Consider the following 24,825-nt stretch of genomic DNA (forward strand, 5'->3'; position numbering starts at 1 on the left):
TGGCTTGCCTCGAAATTAAAAAATTGTTTCTAGTAAATACCTCGTGGGCTTGCCTTGAAGTAGTTTATTTTTCGGTATTAGCTTCTTCTAAAGCATCCCAGTATTCAAAAGCTCTTCTTAAGTGTGGGATCACAATTGTACCGCCAATTAAGGTTCCAATACTTAGGGTTTCCATTACCTCGTCACGTTTTAATCCTTCCTTAAAACTGCTTTCAAGGTGATATTTTACGCAATCGTCACATCTTAAAACAAGGGATGCTACCAAACCTAAAAGTTCTTTGGTTCTTTTATCTAAAGCACCTTCAGCAAAAGCATTGGTGTCTAAGTTGAAAATACGTTTTAGAACTTTATTATTCTCTCCAAGAATCTTATCGTTCATTTTTTGGCGATACGAATTAAATTCGTCAACCTGATCAATCATAGCTTAACTTTTTTCTTTAATTTCTCTTTTATAAATAACTTTTGAAATTACAATACTTACCTCATAAAGAATAAGTACGGGTACTGCAACAATAATCTGACTTACAATATCTGGAGGTGTAATTACTGCAGAAAGAATAAGTACGATCACTAATGCATATTTTCTATAAGTTTTTAAGAATTGTGGAGTTACCACACCTACTTTGGTAAGGAAGTATATTACTATTGGCAATTCAAAAATAAGTCCTGTTGCGATTACAGAGGCCCTAACAAGGCTTATGTAACTGCTAAGATCAAACTCATTTAAAACAACTTCACTTACTTGATATTTTCCTAAGAAGTTTATGGATAGAGGTGTTACCACGTAGTAACCAAAAAGAACTCCTAGAAAGAATAAAAATGAAGTTACAAAAATAAAACCTTTAGCATGTTTACGCTCATTTTCGTGCATCGCAGGCGCTACAAACTTCCAGAATTCATAAATTACAAAAGGAAATGCGATTATAAATCCGGCGGTAATAGAGGTCCACACGTGTGCAGAGAATTGTCCTCCCATCGTTCTACTTTGTATCGTAAACGGAAGTTCTTCAAAACAAAATCCACCATCTATCCCTACGATTTGGGAAAGTTCACAAAGCATACTATATGACCAAAAGTCGCCTTTACTAGGTCCAAAAAGAAGAACGTCAAAAATAAAACCTTTCAGAAAAAAAGCTAAAGTAGCAGCAATTACAACGGCAAGAACGGCGCGTATTAAGTGCCATCTTAACTCTTCAAGATGGTCTAAAAAAGACATTTCTGGTTCTTCCTGAGGCTGGCCTATTTTCTTCATTATAATATCCCTTCTCTTATTAAGTTATGAATATGAACCACACCACTGTATTTGCCGTCTTTAGTAGCTAATAATTGTGATATTTTATTTTCTTCTAAAAGATCGAGTGCCTGTGTAGCCAGGGCATCTTCATCAATACTCTTAGGAGAAGTGCTCATAATATCACCTGCAGTAAGATTCTTAAATTCGTTATTGTTTTTTAGCATTCTACGAATATCACCATCGGTTATGATACCAACAATTTTGTCATTTTCCAAAACAGCGGTTACTCCAAGCATGTTTTCAGAAATTATGATAATTGCATCAGTCACCGTTGTTTCTGGGGAAACGCTAGGTTTCATGTTTTGAGCGGCAATATCCTTAACTCGCAAATATAGTTTTTTTCCAAGACTGCCACCGGGATGGTATTTTGCAAAGTCTTCGCTAGAAAATCCTTTTAATTCTAATAAGCAAATAGCCAGTGCATCACCAATAACCAATTGTGCAGTTGTGCTGGTAGTTGGGGCAAGATTATTTGGGCAGGCTTCTTTTTCTACAAAAGAATTTAAGATAAAATCTGCCGATTGTCCCAAAAACGAATCTCTATTCGAAGTAATGGCAATTAATGTATTGTGAAAATCTTTAATAAATGGTACTAAAACTTTAATTTCGGGGCTGTTTCCGCTTTTGCTAATACAAATAACGATATCGTCTTTTTGTATAATACCAAGATCGCCATGTATAGCATCTGCAGCATGCATAAAAATTGCCGGCGTTCCTGTAGAATTTAAAGTAGCAACAATTTTACTGGCAATTACAGCACTTTTTCCGATGCCGGTAACAATCACTCTTCCCTTAGAATTGTAAATATTTTCTACAGCTTCTACAAATTCATTATCAATAAGATGTTCTAAATTTGCAATCGCTTTAGCTTCAATTTTTACAGTTTCTTTTGCTACATTTAAAATTTTTTGCTGAAGTTTCAAATTTTGAAATAATTAAGGATTGCAGATACTAAAGAAATATGTATATTTAGATGTGCAAATGTATGTAAAATTGTAACACAATTGAATGAGTTTGACTGAAATTGATTTACATAAACAACTGAAGAAATATTTTGGTTTTAGCCAATTTAAAGGTCTTCAGGAGGACGTTGTTGCCAGTATTGTAAATAAGCACGATACTTTTGTAATAATGCCAACAGGAGGAGGTAAATCCCTATGCTACCAGCTACCTGCATTAATTGAAGAAGGAACAGCAATTGTAGTATCACCCCTTATCGCCTTAATGAAAAACCAGGTAGACGCCATTCGCGGAATTTCTTCGGAATATGGTGTCGCCCACGTTTTAAATTCTTCGCTAAATAAAACAGAAGTAAAACAGGTAAAGGAAGATATCGTCAATGGTGTAACCAAGCTTCTTTATGTAGCGCCAGAGTCTCTAACAAAAGAAGATTATGTTGAATTTTTAAAACAGCAAAAAATATCTTTTTTAGCCATAGATGAAGCGCACTGTATTAGCGAATGGGGACATGATTTTAGACCAGAATATCGAAATCTAAGACATATTATTAAACGTATTGGAGAGAACATTCCAATTATCGCTCTTACCGCTACTGCAACTCCAAAAGTACAGGAAGATATACTTAAGAATCTTGGGATTCCTAAGGCTAAAACTTTTAAAGCAAGTTTTAACCGTCCTAACTTATATTACGAAGTACGGCCTAAAACTAAAAATGTTGATGCCGATATTATTCGTTTTGTAAAACAGAATAATGGTAAAAGCGGGATCATTTATTGTCTTAGCCGTAAAAAGGTAGAGGAATTGGCACAAACCCTTCAGGTTAATGGTATCAACGCGATTCCGTATCATGCAGGTTTAGATGCTAAAACAAGATCAAAACATCAGGATATGTTCTTGATGGAAGAAGTAGATGTTGTTGTAGCAACCATTGCTTTTGGTATGGGAATCGATAAACCCGATGTACGTTTTGTGATTCATCATGATATTCCTAAAAGTATAGAAAGTTACTATCAGGAAACCGGTAGAGCTGGTCGTGATGGAGGAGAAGGCCATTGCCTCGCGTTTTATGCTTATAAGGATATCGAAAAGCTAGAAAAGTTTATGAGTGGTAAGCCTGTTGCCGAGCAGGAGGTTGGCCATGCATTGCTTCAGGAAGTCGTAGCGTATGCAGAGACTTCTATTTCTCGTCGTAAATTCATTCTCCATTATTTTGGGGAAGAATTTGATGAGGAAACAATGGATGAGGCCAAAATGGATGATAATGTTCGTAATCCTAAAAAGCAACATGAAGCAAAGGAAGATTTAGAATTGCTTATCCAGGTTGTTAAAGATACCAAACAGCTTTACAAATCTAAAGAGATCGTAAAGACGATCGTTGGAAAGAGTAACGCCTTGATCTTATCACATAAAACAGATACTAATCCGCTTTTTGGTAAAGGAAAAGGTAAAGATGAAGGTTTTTGGATGGCACTTACAAGGCAGGCACTTGTAGCAGGCTATCTAAGAAAGGATATCGAAACTTACGGAGTTATAAAACTAACCGAAAAAGGAGAAGAATTCCTGCAGAACCCAGAATCATTTATGATGACGCACGATCATATTTTCGACGAAAATACGGATAATGCTGCGGTATCGGCCAAAGCTTCAACTGGAGTCGATGATAAATTAGTGGGTATGCTAAAGGAATTACGTAAAAAAGTTGCCAAGAAAAATGGCGTGCCTCCTTTTGTAGTTTTTCAGGATCCTTCTATAGATGATATGGCACTTAAATATCCTGTAGATCTTAAGGAACTCGGGAATATTCATGGTGTTGGTGAAGGAAAAGCTAAAAAATACGGTAAAGAATTTGTAGATCTTATTGCGAGATATGTAGAAGATAACGAAGTTATACGACCAGATGATCTGGTTGTAAAGTCTACTGGAGCTAATAGTGCATTAAAATTATTCATCATACAAAGTGTGGATAGAAAATTACCTTTAGATGATATTGCATCTGCAAAAGGGATGGAAATGCCTGAATTTATTAAAGAGATGGAAGCTATCGTTTATAGTGGTACTAAGCTGAATATCGATTATTATCTCGAAGATCTTTTAGATGAAGATCAGCAGGAAGAATTACACGAATATTTTCTTGAAGCTGAAACCGATAAGATCGAAGCTGCGCTAGAAGAATTTGACGGTGATTATGACGATGAAGAACTTCGTTTGTACCGAATTAAATTTATAAGCGAAGTGGCAAACTAAAAACGATCATGTGCTAGTAAATCCGACTAAAAAACAAGCGCTAACATTACTAATTTTGGGTGTGTCGTTATTGATAATTAGCGTAGTTCCAGTAAACGTTGAAATATTTACAGATACCTGGAGTGGTTTTATAAACGGATTAGCAATTGGGTTTTTGTTACTTTCAGTAATAGCTTTTACAAAGAATAAAAAACTTCAGAAGAAGTAATAATAGAGTATAAAAACAAAAAAAGCCTTTTTGAATATTCAAAAAGGCTTTTTTATGCTTTAATATGTATTTAGTTGAATTACTTTCCGCCGTTGGCTTGTAAATCAGCAATACACAGTGGTCCCATTTCTGGAGCAGTGCCACGAACCTGGTTTATGATACCGCTTCCAAATTCTAAAGAAGCTCTCATTAAACAGTTTTCTTCTGTACAATGACCGTCATTATCGTCGTCTTCATGGTCACTTTGTAATTCGGTTCCTACGTTAACTAAACCAAATAAATGCCCAAATTCGTGATTTAGAACAGCAGTTTCTATAACGCTTTTACTCGGTGCATTTGCTCTTGCGGCAAACCTGTTTATAGTCTCTCCGTAAATAACCATAGAAGTATTTCGATAAGCAGAACCTAAAACAAAACGCTGGTCGGTGTCGTTCTCGTTACTGCCGTCAGCAAAATAAATATAAACGCTAATTTCGTCGCCAATATTAAAAGTGCCTCGTTCTTCATCTTCGATATCTGCAAATTCCTCTATCGCAAAAGGAGACATGCCAGATGAAGCTACCTCACGATAGCTAATAGAAATGCCATCTGGTTTGTATGTTCTTTCTTCTAAAAATGCCTGAAAATTTTCCATGGCTGCCTGTGTTGGCTGAAAACCATTTACAAATAATACCTCGATATTCATCGAAGTATAATTATCATCACTCAAAAGGTCGTTAGCCGAATCGCCTAATCCCTGCTGATTTAATGTTCTATCGATTACCGGTGTGTCATCTGTTGGATCGCCCCCGCCGTTACCGTCGCTAGAACAAGAGGTAATCGTTACTAAAAGGCATAGTGTATAAAAATACTTGTAAAACTTCTTCATTTAGAATATAATATGGTGTTCAAATTTAATCATTTTTAAGCGTAAGTTTTGCTAAATAATCGTAGTGCTCGCCTTCAACGATCAATTCGCAATTAAAATTGTGCTTTTGGGCGGCTAATTTAAGCAAATTGAAATCTAAATAAAGCCATGGGAAATAATCTGATTTTTCTCCCTTGTAACTTATGCGAAAATCGATCTCTCCTATATAATTACGATCTAAATCCTCGTTTGGTTCTTCTTCATCTTCTAAAAAGCTAAGATCTGAAGAATCGATAAGTATCTGCCCGCCGGGTTTCAGGATCTCTTTGCAGATACTTAAGAAGTTATCGGTATTGATAAGGTTTCCAATAATCCCGGTGCCATTCATCAAGAATAATAGCGTGTCATATTGACCAATTTCAGCATAAAAGTCTTTTACTTCAGCATTTATTACTCCGCGTTCTTTGGCAATTTCAATCGCCCCTTCAGAAGTATCAATAGCTTTTACTTTTATGTCTTTTTGCTGAAGATAAAGCGCATGACTTCCGGCACCGCAACCTACATCCAACACATTACCATAGGCAAGTGTAAGCGCTTTTTGTTCGGTTTTAGGCATTTCAGCAAATTCTCTAAACAAGTATTTAATTGCGATCTCATCATCATCAAAATCTGGCGAATGCACTTCAATAGGAGTTGCATCTTTTTCGAAATAATAGGCTTTCATTGCCATTCCGAAGATATCTTTTTCCTTCATAATCTTATTATCTTTGCGGCATGCAGGAAATTTTAAAAGAGCTGCCGGGAAAGGCCAAAGATAAGCAGAAGGAAAATAAAAAGTTTTTTTCTAAGCTAAAGAAACGTCCACCTAAAGATTTAGACGTTAAAATGCAGCAAATGCACGAGGAAGAATTCTCCCGTACTAATTGTTTAGACTGTGCAAATTGCTGTAAAACAACCGGGCCACTTTTTACCAATAAAGATATAGAGCGTATTAGTAAGTTTTTAAAGCTTAAACCACAGCAGTTTATCGATCAATATCTTAGAATAGATGAAGATAAAGATTATGTGTTGCAAAATGTTCCCTGTACTTTTTTAGGGCACGATAATTATTGTTTGATTTATGATGTGCGTCCAAAGGCCTGCCGCGAATATCCGCACACCGATAGAAAAGACTTTCATAAAATATCGAATCTTACTATAAAGAATACGGCAATATGTCCTGCTGCTTATAATATTGTAGAAGAAATGAAACGCCGAATTAAAGTTTAGATTCGGAAATTTTAATTATAACTTTTCTCCAATAAATCGAAGTACAGATCCCGTGCCGTTATGGTATAAGCCTTCGTTTAGTGCAATGGGTTTTTCCTCGAGAAGATCGACTTTAAAATCTTTAAAATTCCGCTGAATTTCTGATTTAGAAAATAAAGTTTCCTGGTCTCTTGGGCCACCAACATTAGGATTCTCATTTCTAAATTTAAGGTGGTTTTCTCCAAAACCTTCAAAAATAATATGGCCGCCGGGTTTAAGCAGATTTATTAAAAAAGTATGATATTTTTCACGAATATTGGCTGGAAAGTGAGCGTAGATCAAAGCGATTACATCAAATTGTTCAGGTTTAAAACCAAGTTCGGGTAAATTACCAATTCTATAATCGATAGTTGACTGAGTCGATTTTGCAAGCTTTTGCGCCTTATTTTTAGCAGCTGTACTAATGTCGAAAGCAGCTACGTCCCAGCCATTTTTGGCGGCAAAAACAGCATTTCTACCCTCGCCTTCAGCGCCGAATAAAATTTTGCCGGTTTTGAAATTTTGTAATTGTTGCGCTAAAAACGTATTAGGTTCTACTCCGTATGCATATTCTTTTTTATTAAAACGATCTTCCCATCGCTGTAGCCATTCATTTTCCATAGCGATCTTAATTATTCGTATAACAGGTATTTTTCACGTTTCTTTTTAAAAGCTGCTAAACCATCTTGCCATGTTGCTCTAATTTCTTCTGCGCTTAATCCATTTTCAATTTGTAGCTGAAGTTTTTTGGTACCTGCAAGTTTGGTGAAGAAAGCATTAAAGAATTCGGCTTTATTTTCGGTATTATTGTAAGCTTTTATTAGCCATTCCAAATTAAGATGATCTAAATGTTCACTTTCGCTAAGATCTTCTCCAAAGCATTCTTTATCTAAATGTTTGGGATTTTTAGCGCCTTCCATCGATTTTGGCGTGTAGCGATACGAAAAGGCTTCAGTATTTAAAAAAGGAGAGCCAAACACCTGAAATTGCTTGTTGGTTCCGCGACCTGCGTTAACATTGGTACCTTCAAAAAAGCACAGACTGGGATATAAATTTATAGATTTATCGTTAGGTAAATTAGGTGAGGGCTTTACTGGTAAACTATATTTCTTTTGATGATCGTATGCACTCATTTTTATCACTTCAAGATTACAGCTAATGCCGTCTTTAAGCCAGTTTTCGCCATTGATCATCTTTGCATATTCACCCATTGTTAGTCCGTGTACGGTTGGTATTGGATGCATACCTACAAAACTTTTGTATTCATTTTCTAGAACTGGGCCATCAACATAATGCCCGTTTGGGTTAGGGCGGTCAAAAACCAAAAGCTTAATATCGTTTTCTGCGCAGGCTTCCATCACGTAATGTAGTGAAGAAATGTAAGTGTAAAAGCGAGCACCAACATCCTGCAGGTCAAATATTAAAACATCGATATCTTTAAGTTGCTCTGGTTTTGGTTTTTTATTACTTCCGTAGAGAGAAATCACTGATAAACCTGTTTTTGGATCTTTACCGTCTTTGATTTTTTCGCCCGCATCAGCTTTTCCTCTAAAACCATGTTCTGGAGCAAAAACTTTTACCAGCTCTACGTTTAGCGCTAAAAGGGAATCAACCAGATGAACAGACTCATTATTTTTATTTAAAACCAAAGAGGATTGATTACCAACTAATCCCACTTTTTTACCGTGTAGCATTGGCATGTAAAGTTCTGTTCTATTTGCGCCAACCACGATATCTTGTATAATTTCTTCGGAAGAATTTATGCTATCCTGTTTTTTTTCAGAAGAAGCTTCCGTTCTATTTTTATCAGCTTCTATGTTTCCGCAGGAAAGAATTGCAATAAGACTGAATAAAAATGTACTTTTGAACAACCGGTTAATCATATAATTGTAGCTCTTGAATTTCGAATTATTTGTAGTTAAGCGTTTAATTAACGCCAATAAAGATAAAAGTAGTATTTCCTCTCCTATAATAAAAATTGCGATCACTGCAATTGCTATTGGAGTGATTATGATGCTGGTATCTTTTGCTACGGGATTGGGATTACAAGGGAAAATTAGAGATAAAATTGCCGCTTTTAATGGGCATATTATTGTTACTAATTACGATAATAATAATAGTGAAATTACTTTAGAGCCTGTTTCTAAAGACCAGGATTTTTATCCCGATTTTAATACAGTTGAAGGTATAACGCATGTGCAGGCCACGGCAACCAAAGCCGGGATTATAAGAACTGCAGATGATTTTGAAGGCGTTGTTGTTAAAGGTGTTGGCGAAGATTACGACTGGTCGTATTTCAAGGATTTTTTAGTTGAAGGAAAATTACCCGATTATTCGTCGAATCTTAATGATGAGGTTTTAATTTCCAGATACCTTGCAGATAGACTTCAATTAAATATTGGTGATCGTGCGCCCACTTATTTTGTAAGAGAAGGAAGAGAGCGCCCTTTTGTTCGTGGTTTTAAGATCGTGGGAATTTATGATTCAGGTTTTCAGGATTTTGACGAATTGTATGTAATTGCAGATATACGCCACGTTCAAAAACTAAATGCTTGGGAAGACAATGAAGTTGGGAGTTTCGAAATTTTTATCGACGATTTTGATAAGTTAGATGAAAAGTGGAACGAAGTATACCTAAACACAGGATCCTTCTTGGATGCACAACATATTGGCCAGAAATACTATAATATTTTTGAATGGCTTTCTCTTTTCGATTTTAATATTGCGCTAATTATAGGGATCATGATTTTGGTTGCGGGGATAAATATGATCACGGCTTTGTTAGTCCTTATTTTAGAGCGAACTCAAATGATCGGTATCTTTAAAGCTTTGGGAACCCAGGATTGGTCAATTAGAAAGATGTTTTTATATAATGCCGGTTATTTAATATTACTCGGCTTGTTTTGGGGGAATGTCATTGGTTTAGGAATACTTTTTATTCAGAAGTATCTTAAACTGATACCGCTAAATCCAGAAACCTATTACGTGAGCGAAGTACCAATATATATAAGTTGGGATTATATCGTGGCGGTAAATGTAGGAACGCTTATTCTTTGTATGCTAATGTTACTTATTCCGTCGATGATCATTTCAAAAATATCACCGGTAAAATCGATAAAATTCGAGTAAAATTTATCGAATATTGGGTGCTAATATTGCAGGTTTTTTTACCTTTTTTCTTCGGAATACATCTTGACTTTCTAAATAAGCAGAAATGATCATTATTGGCACCGCCAAAGGCCTAATATTTCGATGCTTGACATGAAATTAAAAATTTGTTTTCAAAGAATGTCTCTAGGTCTTGCCCCGAGGTAGCTTACTTCATGATCGAATCTTTCGAGATCATACGTAAAGAGTAAGTTTTACTGCTGTCCTTTTTTATTCGGGCAATTTCAGGATCTTTCCAGGATATGACATTGTTAGAAATTCTGAATTTTTGATTATTAAGAATAATTAACGAATCATTCTCACTCCACTGATATTTACCAGTTTCAGTTTTAATTTCACCGGGAGTGTCGTCATTGCCATTATAATTCTTTACAATTCGATAAGAACCATCTTCATTTAGATGAAGTTTAACGATGATTCCACTGCAATCTACGCATGGTAAAGTTACCTGGTAAACGCCAGTATAATCCCACTTTTCCTTCGGGCTTTTCTCTTCCCACTTAGTTTGTGCATCCTGTTTATTTTCTTTCTTTTCATCCTGGCAGGAAACATTAAATAATAAAGTGGTAATCCCAAGAAATATAACTTGTTGTGCAATAAAATTCCTCATGATTTTTTTGCGCAAAAGTATATCGATTTTCAGAATTACAAATCTAAATAATTACTAAAATTTAAGCCGAAGTTTTAATTTTTCTTAAACAGAATTATCCTTTTGGATTCCCTACATTGTGAATTCAAAAAAAATTGAATGACCTACGCTGAGAATATTTTAGAAACCATTGGAAATACCCCTTTGGTGAAAATGAACAAACTCACTGCTGAAATTGATGCCTTGGTTCTGGCGAAATACGAAACTTTTAATCCGGGTAATTCTGTTAAAGATCGTATGGCTTTAAAAATGTTGGAAGAAGCTGAAGCGAACGGACTAATAAAACCAGGCGGAAACATAATTGAAGGAACCAGCGGAAATACCGGGATGGGGCTGGCGCTTGCTGCGATTGTAAAAGGATACAAAATGGTTTGTGTAATGTCTGATAAACAGAGCAAAGAAAAAATGGACATTCTTAAAGCGGTTGGAAGTGAAGTAGTAGTTTGTCCCACCGATGTAGCACCAGACGATCCAGAAAGTTATTATTCGGTTGCCAGGAGAATGGCCAATGAAACTCCAAATTCCTGGTATGTAAATCAATATGATAATCTTGCGAATTCAAAAGCACATTATGAAAGTACCGGGCCAGAGATCTGGAAACAAACAGATGGTAAGGTCACACATTTCGTAGTTGGTGTTGGTACAGGCGGAACTATTTCTGGAGTTGGGAAATATTTAAAAGAGCAAAACCCAAATATCAAGATCTGGGGAATTGATACTTATGGTTCAGTATTTAAAAAGTATCACGAAACTGGCGAATTTGATGAAAATGAAATATATCCATATGTAACCGAGGGTATTGGAGAAGATATTTTACCCAAGAACGTAGACTTTAGCGTTATCGATGGATTTACAAAAGTAACCGATAAAGATGCTGCGATCTACACGCGTAAACTAGCCAGGGAAGAAGGCTTCTTTTTAGGGAATTCGGCTGGTGCAGCAGCTAAAGGATTATTACAATTAAAGGAACATTTTACTAAGGATGATGTGGTGGTCGTTTTATTTCACGATCATGGCAGTAGGTACGTAGGTAAGATGTTTAATGACGACTGGATGAAGCAACACGATTTTTTATAGAAAATTGGCAATTGTTACCCTACATCATTCACATTTAGCTTGGTAGACAACCTAAGGGCGAGCCTGTGAGGGTTTTTTTAAAAATCTTCTTTGTATTAAGGCATTCCTCGAAGTATTTAATCTCGATTATCGAGTAAATAAAGCTAAAAGTAAAATTAAGAGTACAATAGTTTAACCTAATTATTTATGAAAAAACATTACTTATTTGGTCTTTTATTTCAATGCTTTGTAACAACATTATTAGCACAAAATGATGCTGATTTTCAAGTTTCAGTAGCAACTACAAATCCGTCTCAAGAGATCAATGATGCAGAAGCTGTAGTTAAAGTGCAGGGAGGAAAACCGCCTTATCAGTACAAGTGGAGCCAAAAAGAAACACCTTTAGATGCCAAAAAAGCAACTGGTTTTATCGAAGGTTTAGAGCATAAGGTTACGGTAACCGATGCCAATGACAAAGAAGTAGAGAAAACTTTCAAGATCGAAGCAACTTCGATGACAGAGAAAGTAAATAGTCGTGCACAACCAGCGGTAGATTTTTTAGAAGGAATTTTATTCTGGGATCCATTCGAACCACTGGGGATTTATGATCCTGTGGTATATACCGATGAAAGACCAATTTTAATTCCCGAATTTGATGCAAAAACCGAACAAAAATATACGCTTAAAAGCTGGTTAATCGATGATGGAGAAAAGATTGCTGAAGGCGAAAAGATCGCTGTTGTACAAAAAGGAAGTGAAGAAATTCCTGTTTACGCTCCTTCAGACGGAACTTTAAACCATAGCGTCGATGAAAGCGTTGCCATTTTTGATCCAAATGATAAAGAAGATGTTATCGAGCAAAATGCACATCAGGTCGCAATGATCACTTACGATTCTCCTCAGCCTGTTTTACATCCAAATGGTGAAGTTCGCAAAAACTCAATTCCTTTTATCGTGATCTGGTTGATCCTGGGCAGCATATTTTTTACGTTTCGTCTTGGGTTTATAAACGTAAGAGGTTTTACACACTCTATAGATTTGGCCAAAGGGAAATTTGATAATCCAGATGCTCCCGGAAGAATTAGACATTTTGAAGCAATGACCACGGCAGTTTCAGCAACAGTTGGTTTAGGAAATATCGCCGGGGTAGCTGTGGCGATTTCTCTGGGAGGAGCGGGAGCTACTTTTTGGATGTTTATAGCAGGATTTTTCGCGATGTCCTTAAAGTTTGTAGAATGTACACTTGGTGTAAAGTATAGACATATAAATGAAGAGGGCCGAATTTTTGGTGGCCCCATGAATTACCTGCGCTACGGTTTAGAGAAAAGAAATATGAAAGGTGTTGGTAAAGCACTTGCTATTCTATTTGCTGTTTTGGGTGTTGGCGCTTCTTTTGGCGGCGGTAATATGATTCAATCAAACCAGGCATTTAAAATTGTTTCAGATCAGATTCCATTTTTAGAAGGTAACGGATTTTGGTTTGGATTAGGTTTCGCTGTTTTGGTTGGAATTGTAATCATTGGCGGAATTAACAGCATCGCGAAAGTGACCGGTAAAGTAGTGCCGTTTATGGCGCTGGTTTATATTTTAGGTTGTTTTGTGGTAATTGGAACCAATATCGAAAATATTGGAAATGCATTTCACGCGATTGTTGATGGGGCATTTTCAGCGAGTGCGATGAAAGGTGGTTTTATAGGGGTTTTAATTGTTGGATTGCAACGGGCAGCATTTTCTAGTGAGGCCGGTGTGGGATCTGCGGCGATCGCGCATAGTGCGTCAAAAACCAAAAATCCTATTGCAGATGGGTTCACATCTTTAGTAGAACCATTTATCGATACCATGGTGGTTTGTACAATGACCGCTTTAGTGCTAATATTTACCGGGATGCACGAAGTTGATAGTATGGGCGGTGTAGAACTTACTGCAGATGCTTTTGGTAGTGTGATCTCTTGGTTTCCTGCTGTATTGGCTTTTGCGGTTTTCTTATTTGCATTTTCTACGATGGTTTCTTGGTCGTATTACGGCATGCGTTCCTGGACCTATCTTTTTGGAAGAAGTAAAAAGTCTGAACTGATTTATAAAATAATGTTCTTGTTATTTGTGATCGTAGGAGCTTCTGTTAGTCTTGGTGCGGTGCTTAGTTTCTCTGATATGATGATCTTAGCAATGTCGTTCCCTAATATTATCGGACTTTATGTGATGTCTTCTGAAATTCGAGGCGATCTTAAGAACTATATGAAACGCTTACGTAATAACGAGATCTTTATTAATCCAAAATTTAGAGAATCCGATTAATTTATACGGAATATAAAAAAATATGTATTGATTTTGGCCATTTTGAACTTGGTTTTTTCTTGTAAGAAAACTTCAGAAAATGAAGGGAGCGAAAATCATTCGAAAAAGGGAATAATTTCTACGGAAGAAAATGCAGTTTCAGTTGAAGCCGAAAAAACTTCCGAAGAAATTTCAGAATTAATACAAATAAATACACCAAAAGAAGGGGCGGTGATCGAATCTCCGCTCCAACTTTCTGGTAAAGCAAAAGGATACTGGTTTTTTGAAGCTGATGCGCCGGTAAAATTGTTAGACGAAAATGGAAACTTACTAGCTAAAACTTATATTAAGGCATCCAGATGACTGGATGACGCGAAATTGGGTGAATTTTGAAGGAAATCTTGAATTTGAAGTTAGGAGTCAGAAAAGTGGGTATTTAGTTTTTGAGCGTGCGAATCCTTCAGGTTTAGAAGAAAATGAAAATCAGTATAAATTTCCGGTTTGTTTTATTCAGCAAGATAGATAGTTAATGATGTTTGAGTGTAGAATTAGGTATCTGTGCTTCCGTATTAGTTGAAATTAGTTACTTTTAAAGCATAAAATAAAAGATGAAATACCTGCAATTTTTAATTCTGGCTTCCTTTCTAGCGGTGGGATGCAGTACCAGTTCAGTAGCAACAAAGTCGGTTGCAGAAACCGAAGAGGAAGAAGATACAACTTCAGAAAATACCAACGGAGAAGCACAATATAGCTATCTCGCACTTGGAGATTCGTATACGATTGGCGAGAGTGTTGAAGAATCTGAGCGTTGGCCGGTACAACTTACGGAAGAATTGCGTGATCGAGGCTATGCCATGGCGCCTCCTAAGATCATTGCCAGAACCGGTTGGACTACGGCCGATCTTATTGCCGGCATAAATTCTGAATTAAATGTTCAGCGCGATTTCGACATAGTTTCGATTTTAATTGGTGTGAATAATCAATATCAAAACAAACCCATCACAGAATACGAAGAAGAACTTCGTGAGATTTTTAGAAAGGCAATAAACCATTCTAAAAAGATGGAAGATGGTGTTTTTGCCGTGAGTATTCCAGATTATGGCGTGACGCCTTTTGGTGCTGCCAATCAGGATGAAATTGGTCGCGATATCGATGCTTTTAACGAGGTTTTTCGCCGTGTAGCTGAAGAATTTGATGTTAGTTTTTATAATATCACCCCAATTTCTAGAAGAGCTGCAGATAATCCAGACCTTATAGCAGACGACGATCTGCATCCTAGTGGTATGATGTACCGTTTATGGGTAGAACATTTTATGCTGAATGTTGTTGAAAAATTACCACAGGAATAAGGATTTTCGACTTTATAGTCTTGATTTTTAAAATCTTAAAAGATTCTTCCTTAACTTTAGAAGGTGCGGGAAGAATTTTTACATTATATATGGCAATTCCAGAAGTTTGATAAAACCGAGCTGAAGACAGCAGCAGGTGAATTGCTTCACATTTACCATCCGGGAACGCACAATCTTGATAGCGGTCCAGATTTTTTCACTTCAAAAATTAAAATTGGCGATCAGCTTTGGGCTGGGAATGTTGAGATCCATCTAAAATCTTCAGATTGGTATGCGCACCATCACGAAACAGATTCGGCTTACGATAATGTAATTCTTCATGTGGTATGGGATCACGATACAGATATTTTCAGAAAAGATGAAAGTATAATTCCGTCTTTGGAACTTAAAGGGAAAATTGATCCTGAAATTCAACAAAATTACCTCGATTTATTTTCGAAAGGAAATGAGTGGATCAATTGTGAAAAATACTTTCCAAATTTTGACAATTTTGATATTGAAAGCTGGTTAACGCGTTTGTATTTTGAACGTCTCGAAGAAAAGACAAAACTTATTTTTGATTTACTGAAACAAAGTAAAAATGATTGGGAAGCGACTTTGTTTAAATTACTGGCTAAAAATTTTGGACTCAACAAAAACGGAGATTCCTTTTTATCGCTAGCCAATTCGATAGATTATGAAGTCATTAGGAAATTATCGAATGATCGATTTCAATTGGAAGCGGTATTACTTGGCAAGGCTGGTTTGCTAGATGAAGATGTTGAAGAAAACTATTTCAAATCTTTAAAAAATGAATATGAATTTATGCAGAAGAAGTTCAGTTTAGGATTACCTATTGAAACTAAACCCGTCTTCTTCAGGTTGCGGCCAGATAATTTTCCTACGATCAGGCTAGCGCAATTGGCTGCTGTTTTTTCGCGATCGGCTTCAGTCTTTTCGGTAGTCATTAAAGCAAAATCTAAAAATGAGATCTATGATATATTTTCTGCTGAGGTTTCAGAATTCTGGACAACACATTATAACTTCCGCAGTAATCATAAACCAAAACCAAAGCGGCTTTCAAAATCGTTTATAGATCTTTTAATAATTAACTCAAGTTTCCTATTCTAAAATACATTTATCGACCTGAAATGCCATTACAAACAAGATCAATTTTAGGAGAAACCCATTGGCCGTTACAGCGTTTATGTGCCTTGGCATCAAAGCACTGATCTGACTGATTGTAGTCTCTATCCTTTTCCTCATATGTTCTTTAATAAAAGCCACAGCAGGAATATCTTTTCGTTTTGAATTTGATTTTCTACTGATTTGTAAGTCAACCTGTTCGACCTCTCGGAACATATCTTCAATCTCATAGTTGGTATATCCACTATCACCAAAAAGAGAACTTTCCGGGGGCAGGTCGTGATACATCCTCCCTAGTATCTGCGAGTCGTGTTCGGCACCTTCCACCAGGTACATTTCTACCGGGATACCATCAGCAGTGGTGACAAGTTGGATCTTTACACCATAGAAATGTTCCCGCTTGGAAGCATTATAGCCCCTGTATTTCTCGTCCCTGAAGAGTTTGCACCGATTAATCCTTATATTGTGACAAGCCTTGACAGGGAAGGAATCAATGATGTATTCCATTTCACAACATAGGTATTTGAAGACTCTGCCTATACGTAAAAGGATGAACATTAAGGTTTCCTTTAGCTTGTGCAGGCGTTTGGTAAATCCACTCTTTTTGATAACCTGATCGAAAATATGGCTATGCATGTAATCCAATGTCAAAGATTGGTTACCCCGGAAATAGAGGGCAGACACCAAGGCGGTGGTAATGACCTGCCCATCGGTGAATAATCTGTTCTTGTGTTCCTTGTGATTCATTTCTTTTAGCAAATCGTCGGTCAAACAATAAATTGCTATAACTTTGTCCTGGAGCATAGTAAGTACATTTTGAAGTTAGATATCTCAAAATTAAGGACTTATTTTATGCTCCTCTTTTTTATTTTTCAGGAAACTCGAGTTAATTAATACCATCGTACACTTGCAGTATGCTTTCGCAAAGTCTAATCATATCGCAGAAGAATCGTATCTCGACTTAATTACTGAAGTTGGCTTAGAGAAAAATTCTGTGGTGAAGAATTTCTATCAATTAAAACCCAAATTGTTTAAAAATGCCATGCATTCTCAATCTCTTCTACAACTAAAACGTTCGTACTGTGATGTAAACAGGTGCTTAAAATGCGCTTTGGGAGCAAAGTTTATAAAAGGGAAATATTAATTATATTTGCGATGTGAAAAGAAAGTTTTACAATCTGCGATACTATTTAGAACGTAATGGATTTTATGTGTCATCTCGTCTTGCAGATAAAATAGGGATGCGGGCAAAAAGCGTAAGGTTATTCTTTATTTACGTTACGTTTTTCACATTTGGAATTGGCTTTGCGGTTTATTTGACGCTTGCCTTTTGGTTAAAACTTAAAGATCTTGTGTATACCAAAAGAACTTCGGTATTCGATCTTTAGCGCTAATCTTTTAAAAGTTAGGGGGGTAATTAATAATTTTGTTAAGATTCATTAACAAAACCTTGACATTTTAACGGCCAAAAATTTGAAATAGCCTAATTTTTTAGCATCTTGCTGAGCGGAAAAAACAAATCTAAATTAAACACTAATCTGTATATGAGAAAGTACTTACTTTCAATGTTATTGCTGCTTCCTGTGGCATTACTTCAGGCACAGGATCTAGAAGTAAAAACAAAAGTCGGAAACCCCACAAATAAAATTAACGACGGATTTATAGACGTTGAAGTAACCGGAGGAACCCCACCTTACACTTATAAATGGTCTGATCAAGACACCCCACTTAGTTCATCGAAAGCTGAGGGGCTTACAGAAGGTGTACCTTATACGGTACTGGTTCAGGATAGTAATGGTAATACGGCTACCGTTGAAACTAGAGTGAAAGCTGAAGCAATTACTGAAAAATTTAATGGAACATTTACACCAGCTGTTGAGGGATTAACAGCTGTTCTTTTTTGGGATCCTTTTGCCGCTATCGGTATTTACGACCCTATTGTTTATGCTGATGTAAAAAATGTTGAAACTCCGGGTTGGAGTGCAGATGTTCAGGATAAATTCGTATTAAAGAACTGGTTAATCGAGGAAGGTTCACATGTAGAAAAAGGCGATCAAATCGCTGTTGTGACTTCCAGTAATAATGGTGATACACCTGTTTATGCTGGTGCATCAGGTAATTTAAAATATCTTGTTGAAGAAGGCGGTAGTATTTTTGATTACCAAAACTCTGAAGATCTTATCCAAACCGGTGCGCATTATTTAGCACAAATAGAATATGATGAGCCTGTGATCTTAACGCACCCTAATGGTGATCCACAATCACATCCAATTCCGTTTATCGTAATTTGGTTGGTATTTGGAGCAGCGTTTTTCACGGTAAGAATGGGCTTTATTAATATTAGAGGATTTAAGCATTCTTTTGAATTAGCAAGAGGAAAATACGATGATCCTGATGCGCCGGGTACAATTACACACTTCCAGGCATTAGCAACTGCGGTTTCTGCAACCGTTGGTTTAGGTAATATTGCTGGTGTGGCAGTAGCAGTTTCGCTTGGTGGAGCAGGAGCTACTTTTTGGATGATCGTTGCTGGTTTACTGGGAATGTCTTCAAAATTCGTAGAATGTACACTAGGTGTTAAATATAGACATATAAATTCTGAAGGTCGAGTATTTGGTGGCCCAATGAACTATTTACGTTACGGTTTAGAGAAGCGTAACATGAAAAGTTTTGGACGTTTTCTTGCAGGATTCTTTGCAATATTAGGTGTTGGTGCTTCTTTTGGAGGTGGTAACATGTTCCAGGCTAACCAATCTTTCGAAATCCTTTCAGGGCAATTCCCAATGTTAGAAGGAAACGGATTTTGGTTTGGTATCATTCTAGCTGTTCTTGTAGGAGTTGTAATTATTGGTGGTATTAATAGTATTGCAAATGTTACGGGTAAAATCGTTCCTGTAATGGCAGCAGTTTATATCGTAGGTGCTTTTGTGGTTATTGGTATGAACTTCGAAAATATTGGTCCCGCATTCAACGCGATCTGGGATGGAGCATTTAGTCCGTCTGCATTAAAAGGTGGTGTGATCGGGGTATTGATTGTTGGATTCCAACGAGCGGCATTCTCTAACGAAGCCGGTGTAGGTTCAGCAGCGATCGCGCACAGTGTGGTAAAAACAAACAATCCACCTTCTGAAGGTTTCGTAGCTTTATTAGAGCCATTTATCGATACTGTAGTAGTTTGTACACTTACTGCATTAGTGTTGATCTTTACTGGTATGCACGAAGTTGAAGGTGTTGGAGGTACGCAGTTAACCTCAGATGCTTTTGCAAGTGTTATCGATTGGTTCCCTTATGTACTTTCTGTAGCAGTATTCTTATTCGCATTCTCTACAATGATCTCATGGTCGTATTACGGAATGCGTGCATGGACTTTCCTTTTTGGAAAGAGTACAAAATCTGAATTGATCTATAAAGTATTCTTTTTAGTATTTGTTGTAATTGGAGCTTCTATTAGCCTTGGTGCTGTGTTAGATTTCTCTGATATGATGATTCTATCAATGTCTTTCCCTAACATTATTGGTCTTTATATAATGAGTGGAGAGGTAAGAGAAGATCTTCGAGAGTACTTTAGAAAATTAAAGGCTGGCGAATTGTTTACAAAAGATGGTAAGCCAAAGACGACTATGCAATAAAAGTGTAGTCTAAACATAGACATATGAAATACTGGAAATCCCATTTCGTTTTCAATAAAAGTGAACGGAATGGGATTTTCTTTTTAATTGCATTTATCGTTATTCTTCAGATTCTTTATTTTAGCTATCCTTTTTTTATTGCTGAAGAAAATACTTCAGAAGAAACTAAGGCTGAAATTTTACAATTTCAGCATAAATTGGATAGTTTACAGAAGGCTAGTTCTAAAAAGGATACGATTTACCCGTTTAACCCTAATTATCTTACCGATTACAAGGCTTATCGGCTGGGGATGACGGTAAATGAGATCGATCGCCTGTTAGCATTTCGTTCTTCTGGCAAATGGATTAATTCTGCTGCAGATTTTCAAACTGTAACAGGTGTTTCAGATTCTTTACTATTGCAGTTGTCACCATATTTTAAATTTCCTGAATGGGTTACTAAAAATAATACTTCAAATTCTACAAAATCGGCACCTATTTTAAAATTCGATCTTAATTCGGTTTCTGCTGAACAACTTCAGAAAATAAAAGGAATAGGCGAGGTGCTGTCTAATCGAATTGTAAGATACAGATCGAGTATTGGTGGTTATCGAAGTTTAATTCAGCTAAAAGATGTTTATGGACTTTCGGATGAAGTGCGCAAAGAGCTTTCAAAACATCTAAAACCTATCTCAGACCATTTTGATCGAAAAAATATTAATGAAATCGGTATTTTAGAACTTTCTGAGCTACCATATTTCAATTATGAATTGGCGAAAGCAGTTATAAATTATAGAACTCTGCACGAAGGAATAGATTCAATTGAAGTTTTATCAAAAATCGATGATTTTCCTACAGCTAAATTTGATAGAATTCAATTATATTTAAGTTTTAATTGATATATTGTAAAAAAATACTATATTCTTAATTTTAAGTTCATTTTATAAGGTAAATCTAAAAATGAATTTAATTTAGCGGTATTTTTTATCGAAATAGATCGACTATTTTTTACAATATTAAGATTAAATGAATTCCATGTATTTTACTGAAGAGCATGCTCTATTCAGAGAGAGTTTTAAAGAGTTTTTACAAAAGGAAGTTGTTCCGCACATCGACAAATGGGAAGAAACGGGAACAATAGACCGTTTTATTTGGGAGAAATTTGGCGAGATGGGCTATTTTGGCTTATATCAACCAGTAGAATATGGCGGCTTAAATCTTGATATTTTCTATACCATAATATTTCTCGAAGAATTACAAAAAATAAACTCTGGTGGTTTTGCAGCGGCTATGTGGGCTCATGCTTATTTAGCGATGACACATGTGAAAATAGAAGCAAGTGAAGCGCTGAAAGAAAAATACCTAACGCCAAGTATTAATGGAGAAATGATTGGAGCGCTATGTGTTAGCGAACCATTTGGTGGATCTGATGTTGCAGGAATGCGAACCACGGCAGAGAAAAAAGGTGATACTTATATAATAAATGGGTCTAAAACATTTATTACCAACGGAGTGTATGCAGATTACCTGGTAGTAGCGGCGAAAACCAGTCCCGAGCTAAAGAGTAAAGGGATGAGCATCTTTATTGTAGATAGAAATGCTAAAGGAGTGTCAGCCTCTAAATTGAATAAGCTAGGATGGCGTGCTTCAGATACCGGAGAAATTGCTTTTGACAATGTAGAAATCCCGGCAAGTAATCTATTAGGAGAAGAAAATAAAGGTTTCTCTTATATTATGCAGCATTTCGCTATGGAGCGTTTAATTATGGGAGTGAATGCTCATGCGAGAGCCGAGTTTGCCTTAGATTTTGCGATAAACTATATGAGCGAGCGAGAGGCTTTTGGTAAAAAAATAAACGAGTTCCAGGCCTTACGACACAAAATTGCCGATATGATGAGTGAAGTGACAGTGATCAAAGAGTTTAATTATGCTACGGCTTATAAGCTTGGAAAAGGTGAGTATCCTGTTAAGGAAGCCAGTATGTCGAAACTTCTAAGTACAAAGATCGCTGACGAGGTGATCTACGGAAGTTTACAAATGTTAGGAGGGTACGGTTATATGGAAGATTACCCACTTGCCAGGATGTTTAGAGACAGCCGACTGGGCCCAATAGGTGGCGGCACCTCTGAAATTTTGCGAGAAATTATCGCCAAAATGGTGATCGATAAAAAGGAATATAAAGCGCCGGTCAAAGAAGTTTTTAAATCCTAGTGCATTTTGGCGAAAATGGTTTCTAAGAAATTATCGCCAAAATGGTAATCGATAAAAAGGAATATAAAGCGCCGGTCAAAGAAGTTTTTAAATCCTAGTGCATTTTGGCGAAAATGGTTTCTAAGAAATTATCGCCAAAATGGTGATCGATAAAAAGGAATATAAAGCGCCGGTCAAAGAAGTTTTTAAATCCTAGTGTATTTTGGCGAAAATGGTTTCTAAGAAATTATCGCCAAAATGGTGATCGATAAAAAGGAATATAAAGCGCCGGTAAAGGAAGTTTTTAAAAAAGTTTAGAATAAAGTATAATATTAGTTGGTTGTAAGGAAATAAGGAGTATATTTGCAGCCTAATTTTCAAAGAAAGGAGGTGGATCTATGTTAATAATACCAGTAAAAGACGGAGAGAACATTGATAGAGCGCTTAAGCGTTTTAAGCGTAAATTCGATAAAACAGGAACAATGCGTCAACTAAGAAGTCGTCAGCATTTCACAAAGCCGTCTGTAGAACGTAGGGCGCAAGTGCAAAAAGCGCAGTATATTCAGCACCTTAGAGATCAGGAAGATATTTAGTATTTCCTTTCTTTTTTAAGATCGAATATATTCAGAGAAGCCCTGCTTCTTTGGTAAAAAATATAACTGTTGATAGATAAAGTTTTATAACTTTGTTTGTCAACAGTTTTTTTATGTCTGTACTTCAGTTTAAAGATTATCTTCAATTAGAGAAAAACTACTCTCTTCATACAATTAAAGCTTATGAAGCAGATCTTCTTGCCTTTCAGGATTTCTTAACTACCGAATTTGAATGTTCAAGCCTTAGGCAAGTTAATTATTCCCAAGTACGTAATTGGATTGTTGCGCTTTCAGAAGATGGAGTTTCTAATAGAACGATAAATAGAAAGATATCATCTCTTAAATCATATTATCATTTTGCTCAAAAAATGGGGGAAATAGATATTTCACCATTACAGAAGCATAAGCCTTTAAAAACGGCGAAGAAGGTTCAGGTTCCTTTTTCAGAAAAAGAAGTTTTAGAGGTGTTAAGCAATATCGATACAAGTAGTTTAGAAGGTTTAAGAGATAAGGCTATCATAGAGTTGTTTTATTCTACTGGTTTAAGGCGCATAGAGCTAATTAATCTAAAGCTTAGTGATCTTGATCTAAAAAAGGCTACCATCAAAGTCCTTGGTAAAAGAAATAAAGAAAGATATCTTCCGTTATTGATAAGTGTAACGAAGACGATTGAGTTGTACTTAAATGAGCGAAGTGGCGCTATACCTAAGGCTTCAGGATTTTCTTACTTATTCGTATCTTCAAGGGGAGATAAAATGAGTGAAAGTTTTGTTTATAGGATTATAAATACCTATTTTAGTAAGGCGTCGGTTAAGTTAAAGAAAAGTCCTCATATATTAAGACATTCCTTCGCGACGCACTTATTGAATGAAGGAGCTAACTTAAATGCGGTAAAAGAGCTATTGGGGCATTCCAGTCTTGCAGCAACCCAGGTTTACACCCATAATAGTATAGCAGAGCTAAAAAATATTCATAAAAACGCTCATCCTCGTAACAATAAGAACTAGCTAAACCTTTTGTTTAATTAAATTTTTGATGTTATGAAAGTAAACGTGCAATCTGTAAACTTTAACGCAGATAAGAAGCTGATTGATTTTATTCAGAAGAAAATGGATAAACTTGAAAATTATTACAGCAAGGTTATTTATGCGGACGTTTTTTTGAAAGTTCAAAAAACCAGTGATAAAGAAAATAAGATTACAGAAATTTTACTTAGTATTCCCGGGGGGGATGTTATGGTTAAAAAAACGTGTAAAACCTTTGAAGAGTGTGTAGATGAGTGTGTTAACTCTTTACAGCGTCAATTAATTAAAAGGAAAGAGAAGTCGAAAGCATATGCTTAGAAAAAAAATCTCAAAAATATATTTTGAGAACTAAATAATTTATATACATTTGCAGTCCGTTAGAAATAGCGGACTTTTTTATTGTAAAAAGTAAGTTTGCCGATGTAGCTCAGCTGGCTAGAGCAGCTGATTTGTAATCAGCAGGTCGTGGGTTCGAGTCCCTCCATCGGCTCTTGAAATTTTGAATCTGAAAGCTTTAGTTTTGCTAACTTGTTAAGAGTTAAATAACTAAAAATTTTTCAAAAAATTTTTGAAAAAAGCTTTGGATGGTGCTGTAAAATTACTTTAATTTGCAGCCGTTTTGATACCATCATAAAGCTGGCCTTCGGGTTGTAGTTCTATGAAATAATGGTATAATAGTTTTGAGGGGAGATACTCAAGCGGCCAACGAGGACAGACTGTAAATCTGTTGGTTTTTACCTTCGCAGGTTCGAATCCTGCTCTCCCCACTTAAAATAGAACAACAAAATCATTTTGTTGTTTTTATGCGGGAGTAGCTCAGTTGGTAGAGCGTCAGCCTTCCAAGCTGAATGTCGCCGGTTCGAACCCGGTCTCCCGCTCTGCAAAATTATTAAATGAGATCAATAATATCCGTAAGCTGCGACGTGGCTTATGGTTTTTGTTGTTTAA

General features: G+C 36.2%; 26 protein-coding genes and 3 tRNA genes. 20 read left to right on the forward strand and 9 right to left on the reverse strand.

Going from position 1 to position 24,825, the window contains the following annotated elements:
• Positions 1-64: 64 nt before the first annotated feature.
• From INR75_RS09415 to INR75_RS09425, 3 genes are read right to left on the reverse strand one after another with little or no spacing between them, the layout of a single operon-like run.
• Entirely contained in the window at positions 65-421 is a 357-nt protein-coding gene (locus tag INR75_RS09415; RefSeq protein ID WP_092544104.1) for a carboxymuconolactone decarboxylase family protein, read from the reverse strand.
• A gap of 3 nt (positions 422-424) precedes the next feature.
• The gene (gene tatC / locus INR75_RS09420) at positions 425-1,252 is read right to left on the reverse strand and encodes a twin-arginine translocase subunit TatC (protein WP_223091702.1); all 828 of its coding nucleotides are present in this window, start codon (positions 1,250-1,252) and stop codon (positions 425-427) included.
• A complete protein-coding gene (locus INR75_RS09425; RefSeq protein ID WP_223091703.1) occupies positions 1,252-2,217 on the reverse strand; it encodes an SIS domain-containing protein in 966 nt (321 codons plus the stop codon). Before INR75_RS09425 ends, tatC begins: the two co-directional genes overlap by 1 nt.
• Before the next feature lie 85 nt (positions 2,218-2,302).
• On the opposite strand from INR75_RS09425, the gene recQ reads away from it, so the two are divergent.
• Positions 2,303-4,498 carry a DNA helicase RecQ gene (gene recQ / locus INR75_RS09430; protein WP_223091704.1) on the forward strand — a complete coding sequence of 732 codons (2,196 nt, stop codon included), beginning with the start codon at positions 2,303-2,305 and terminating at the stop codon, positions 4,496-4,498.
• A 287-nt stretch (positions 4,499-4,785) separates the two neighbouring features.
• Here the strand turns inward: recQ and INR75_RS09435 are convergent, their stop codons facing one another.
• Positions 4,786-5,574: a hypothetical protein gene (locus INR75_RS09435; protein WP_223091705.1), complete on the reverse strand. Its 789-nt coding sequence runs from the start codon at positions 5,572-5,574 to the stop codon at positions 4,786-4,788.
• Between the two features lie 25 nt (positions 5,575-5,599).
• Positions 5,600-6,307: a bifunctional 2-polyprenyl-6-hydroxyphenol methylase/3-demethylubiquinol 3-O-methyltransferase UbiG gene (locus INR75_RS09440; protein WP_223091706.1), complete on the reverse strand. Its 708-nt coding sequence runs from the start codon at positions 6,305-6,307 to the stop codon at positions 5,600-5,602.
• Positions 6,308-6,327: 20 nt separating this feature from the next.
• On the opposite strand from INR75_RS09440, the gene INR75_RS09445 reads away from it, so the two are divergent.
• Entirely contained in the window at positions 6,328-6,822 is a 495-nt protein-coding gene (locus tag INR75_RS09445) for a YkgJ family cysteine cluster protein (protein ID WP_223091707.1), read from the forward strand.
• Between the two features lie 15 nt (positions 6,823-6,837).
• On the opposite strand, the gene INR75_RS09450 is transcribed toward INR75_RS09445, so the two are convergent.
• The gene (locus INR75_RS09450) at positions 6,838-7,461 is read right to left on the reverse strand and encodes a bifunctional 2-polyprenyl-6-hydroxyphenol methylase/3-demethylubiquinol 3-O-methyltransferase UbiG (protein WP_223091708.1); all 624 of its coding nucleotides are present in this window, start codon (positions 7,459-7,461) and stop codon (positions 6,838-6,840) included.
• 11 nt (positions 7,462-7,472) lie between these two features.
• On the reverse strand, positions 7,473-8,723 hold the full coding sequence (locus tag INR75_RS09455; RefSeq protein ID WP_223091709.1) for an exo-beta-N-acetylmuramidase NamZ domain-containing protein: 1,251 nt from the start codon (positions 8,721-8,723) through the stop codon (positions 7,473-7,475).
• 13 nt (positions 8,724-8,736) lie between these two features.
• Here INR75_RS09455 and INR75_RS09460 point away from each other — a divergent pair, with 13 nt between their 5' ends.
• A complete protein-coding gene (locus INR75_RS09460; protein ID WP_223091710.1) occupies positions 8,737-9,969 on the forward strand; it encodes an ABC transporter permease in 1,233 nt (410 codons plus the stop codon).
• Between the two features lie 187 nt (positions 9,970-10,156).
• Here INR75_RS09460 and INR75_RS09465 read toward each other — a convergent pair whose 3' ends face one another.
• The gene (locus tag INR75_RS09465) at positions 10,157-10,618 is read right to left on the reverse strand and encodes a copper resistance protein NlpE N-terminal domain-containing protein (protein ID WP_223091711.1); all 462 of its coding nucleotides are present in this window, start codon (positions 10,616-10,618) and stop codon (positions 10,157-10,159) included.
• Between the two features lie 138 nt (positions 10,619-10,756).
• Here INR75_RS09465 and INR75_RS09470 point away from each other — a divergent pair, with 138 nt between their 5' ends.
• The 6 genes from INR75_RS09470 to INR75_RS09495 all read left to right on the forward strand — a co-directional run bounded on the left by INR75_RS09470 (position 10,757) and on the right by INR75_RS09495 (position 16,446).
• Positions 10,757-11,734 (forward strand): PLP-dependent cysteine synthase family protein, encoded by a 978-nt coding sequence (locus INR75_RS09470; protein WP_223091712.1) that lies wholly within the window; start codon positions 10,757-10,759, stop codon positions 11,732-11,734.
• A gap of 186 nt (positions 11,735-11,920) precedes the next feature.
• Positions 11,921-14,008, forward strand: coding sequence for an amino acid carrier protein (locus tag INR75_RS09475; protein WP_223091713.1), 2,088 nt, complete (start codon positions 11,921-11,923; stop codon positions 14,006-14,008).
• 33 nt (positions 14,009-14,041) lie between these two features.
• Entirely contained in the window at positions 14,042-14,350 is a 309-nt protein-coding gene (locus INR75_RS09480) for a Gmad2 immunoglobulin-like domain-containing protein (RefSeq protein ID WP_223091714.1), read from the forward strand.
• A 4-nt stretch (positions 14,351-14,354) separates the two neighbouring features.
• Positions 14,355-14,513, forward strand: a complete 159-nt coding sequence (locus INR75_RS09485; RefSeq protein WP_223091715.1) for a hypothetical protein — start codon at positions 14,355-14,357, stop codon at positions 14,511-14,513.
• An 82-nt stretch (positions 14,514-14,595) separates the two neighbouring features.
• Positions 14,596-15,336: an SGNH/GDSL hydrolase family protein gene (locus tag INR75_RS09490; RefSeq protein ID WP_223091716.1), complete on the forward strand. Its 741-nt coding sequence runs from the start codon at positions 14,596-14,598 to the stop codon at positions 15,334-15,336.
• A 63-nt stretch (positions 15,337-15,399) separates the two neighbouring features.
• Complete coding sequence (locus INR75_RS09495; protein ID WP_223091717.1) at positions 15,400-16,446, forward strand: DUF2851 family protein; 1,047 nt, start codon at positions 15,400-15,402, stop codon at positions 16,444-16,446.
• On the opposite strand, the gene INR75_RS09500 is transcribed toward INR75_RS09495, so the two are convergent.
• Complete coding sequence (locus tag INR75_RS09500; RefSeq protein WP_223091718.1) at positions 16,438-17,265, reverse strand: IS982 family transposase; 828 nt, start codon at positions 17,263-17,265, stop codon at positions 16,438-16,440. The two genes, INR75_RS09495 and INR75_RS09500, sit on opposite strands and share 9 nt — an antisense overlap.
• A 103-nt stretch (positions 17,266-17,368) precedes the next feature.
• Here INR75_RS09500 and INR75_RS09505 point away from each other — a divergent pair, with 103 nt between their 5' ends.
• The 11 genes from INR75_RS09505 to INR75_RS09555 all read left to right on the forward strand — a co-directional run bounded on the left by INR75_RS09505 (position 17,369) and on the right by INR75_RS09555 (position 24,755).
• Entirely contained in the window at positions 17,369-17,605 is a 237-nt protein-coding gene (locus INR75_RS09505) for a hypothetical protein (protein WP_223091719.1), read from the forward strand.
• Between the two features lie 13 nt (positions 17,606-17,618).
• The gene (locus INR75_RS09510) at positions 17,619-17,849 is read left to right on the forward strand and encodes a PspC family transcriptional regulator (protein WP_092544135.1); all 231 of its coding nucleotides are present in this window, start codon (positions 17,619-17,621) and stop codon (positions 17,847-17,849) included.
• A gap of 156 nt (positions 17,850-18,005) precedes the next feature.
• Entirely contained in the window at positions 18,006-20,090 is a 2,085-nt protein-coding gene (locus INR75_RS09515) for an amino acid carrier protein (RefSeq protein ID WP_092544275.1), read from the forward strand.
• Positions 20,091-20,113: 23 nt separating this feature from the next.
• Positions 20,114-20,968 (forward strand): helix-hairpin-helix domain-containing protein, encoded by an 855-nt coding sequence (locus INR75_RS09520; protein WP_223091720.1) that lies wholly within the window; start codon positions 20,114-20,116, stop codon positions 20,966-20,968.
• Between the two features lie 127 nt (positions 20,969-21,095).
• Entirely contained in the window at positions 21,096-22,280 is a 1,185-nt protein-coding gene (locus INR75_RS09525) for an acyl-CoA dehydrogenase family protein (RefSeq protein ID WP_223091721.1), read from the forward strand.
• Between the two features lie 377 nt (positions 22,281-22,657).
• On the forward strand, positions 22,658-22,852 hold the full coding sequence (rpsU, locus tag INR75_RS09530) for a 30S ribosomal protein S21 (protein ID WP_013070650.1): 195 nt from the start codon (positions 22,658-22,660) through the stop codon (positions 22,850-22,852).
• Positions 22,853-22,965: 113 nt separating this feature from the next.
• On the forward strand, positions 22,966-23,859 hold the full coding sequence (locus INR75_RS09535) for a tyrosine-type recombinase/integrase (protein ID WP_223091722.1): 894 nt from the start codon (positions 22,966-22,968) through the stop codon (positions 23,857-23,859).
• Positions 23,860-23,892: 33 nt separating this feature from the next.
• Entirely contained in the window at positions 23,893-24,195 is a 303-nt protein-coding gene (hpf, locus tag INR75_RS09540) for a ribosome hibernation-promoting factor, HPF/YfiA family (protein ID WP_092544143.1), read from the forward strand.
• 98 nt (positions 24,196-24,293) lie between these two features.
• Positions 24,294-24,367 (forward strand) — tRNA-Thr (locus tag INR75_RS09545).
• Positions 24,368-24,561: 194 nt separating this feature from the next.
• Positions 24,562-24,644 (forward strand) — tRNA-Tyr (locus tag INR75_RS09550).
• 38 nt (positions 24,645-24,682) lie between these two features.
• A tRNA-Gly gene (locus INR75_RS09555) sits at positions 24,683-24,755 on the forward strand.
• Positions 24,756-24,825 lie beyond the last annotated feature (70 nt).

Origin of the sequence: Zunongwangia sp. SCSIO 43204, from assembly GCF_019904275.1 — a bacterium.
Lineage (GTDB): Bacteria > Bacteroidota > Bacteroidia > Flavobacteriales > Flavobacteriaceae > Zunongwangia > Zunongwangia mangrovi.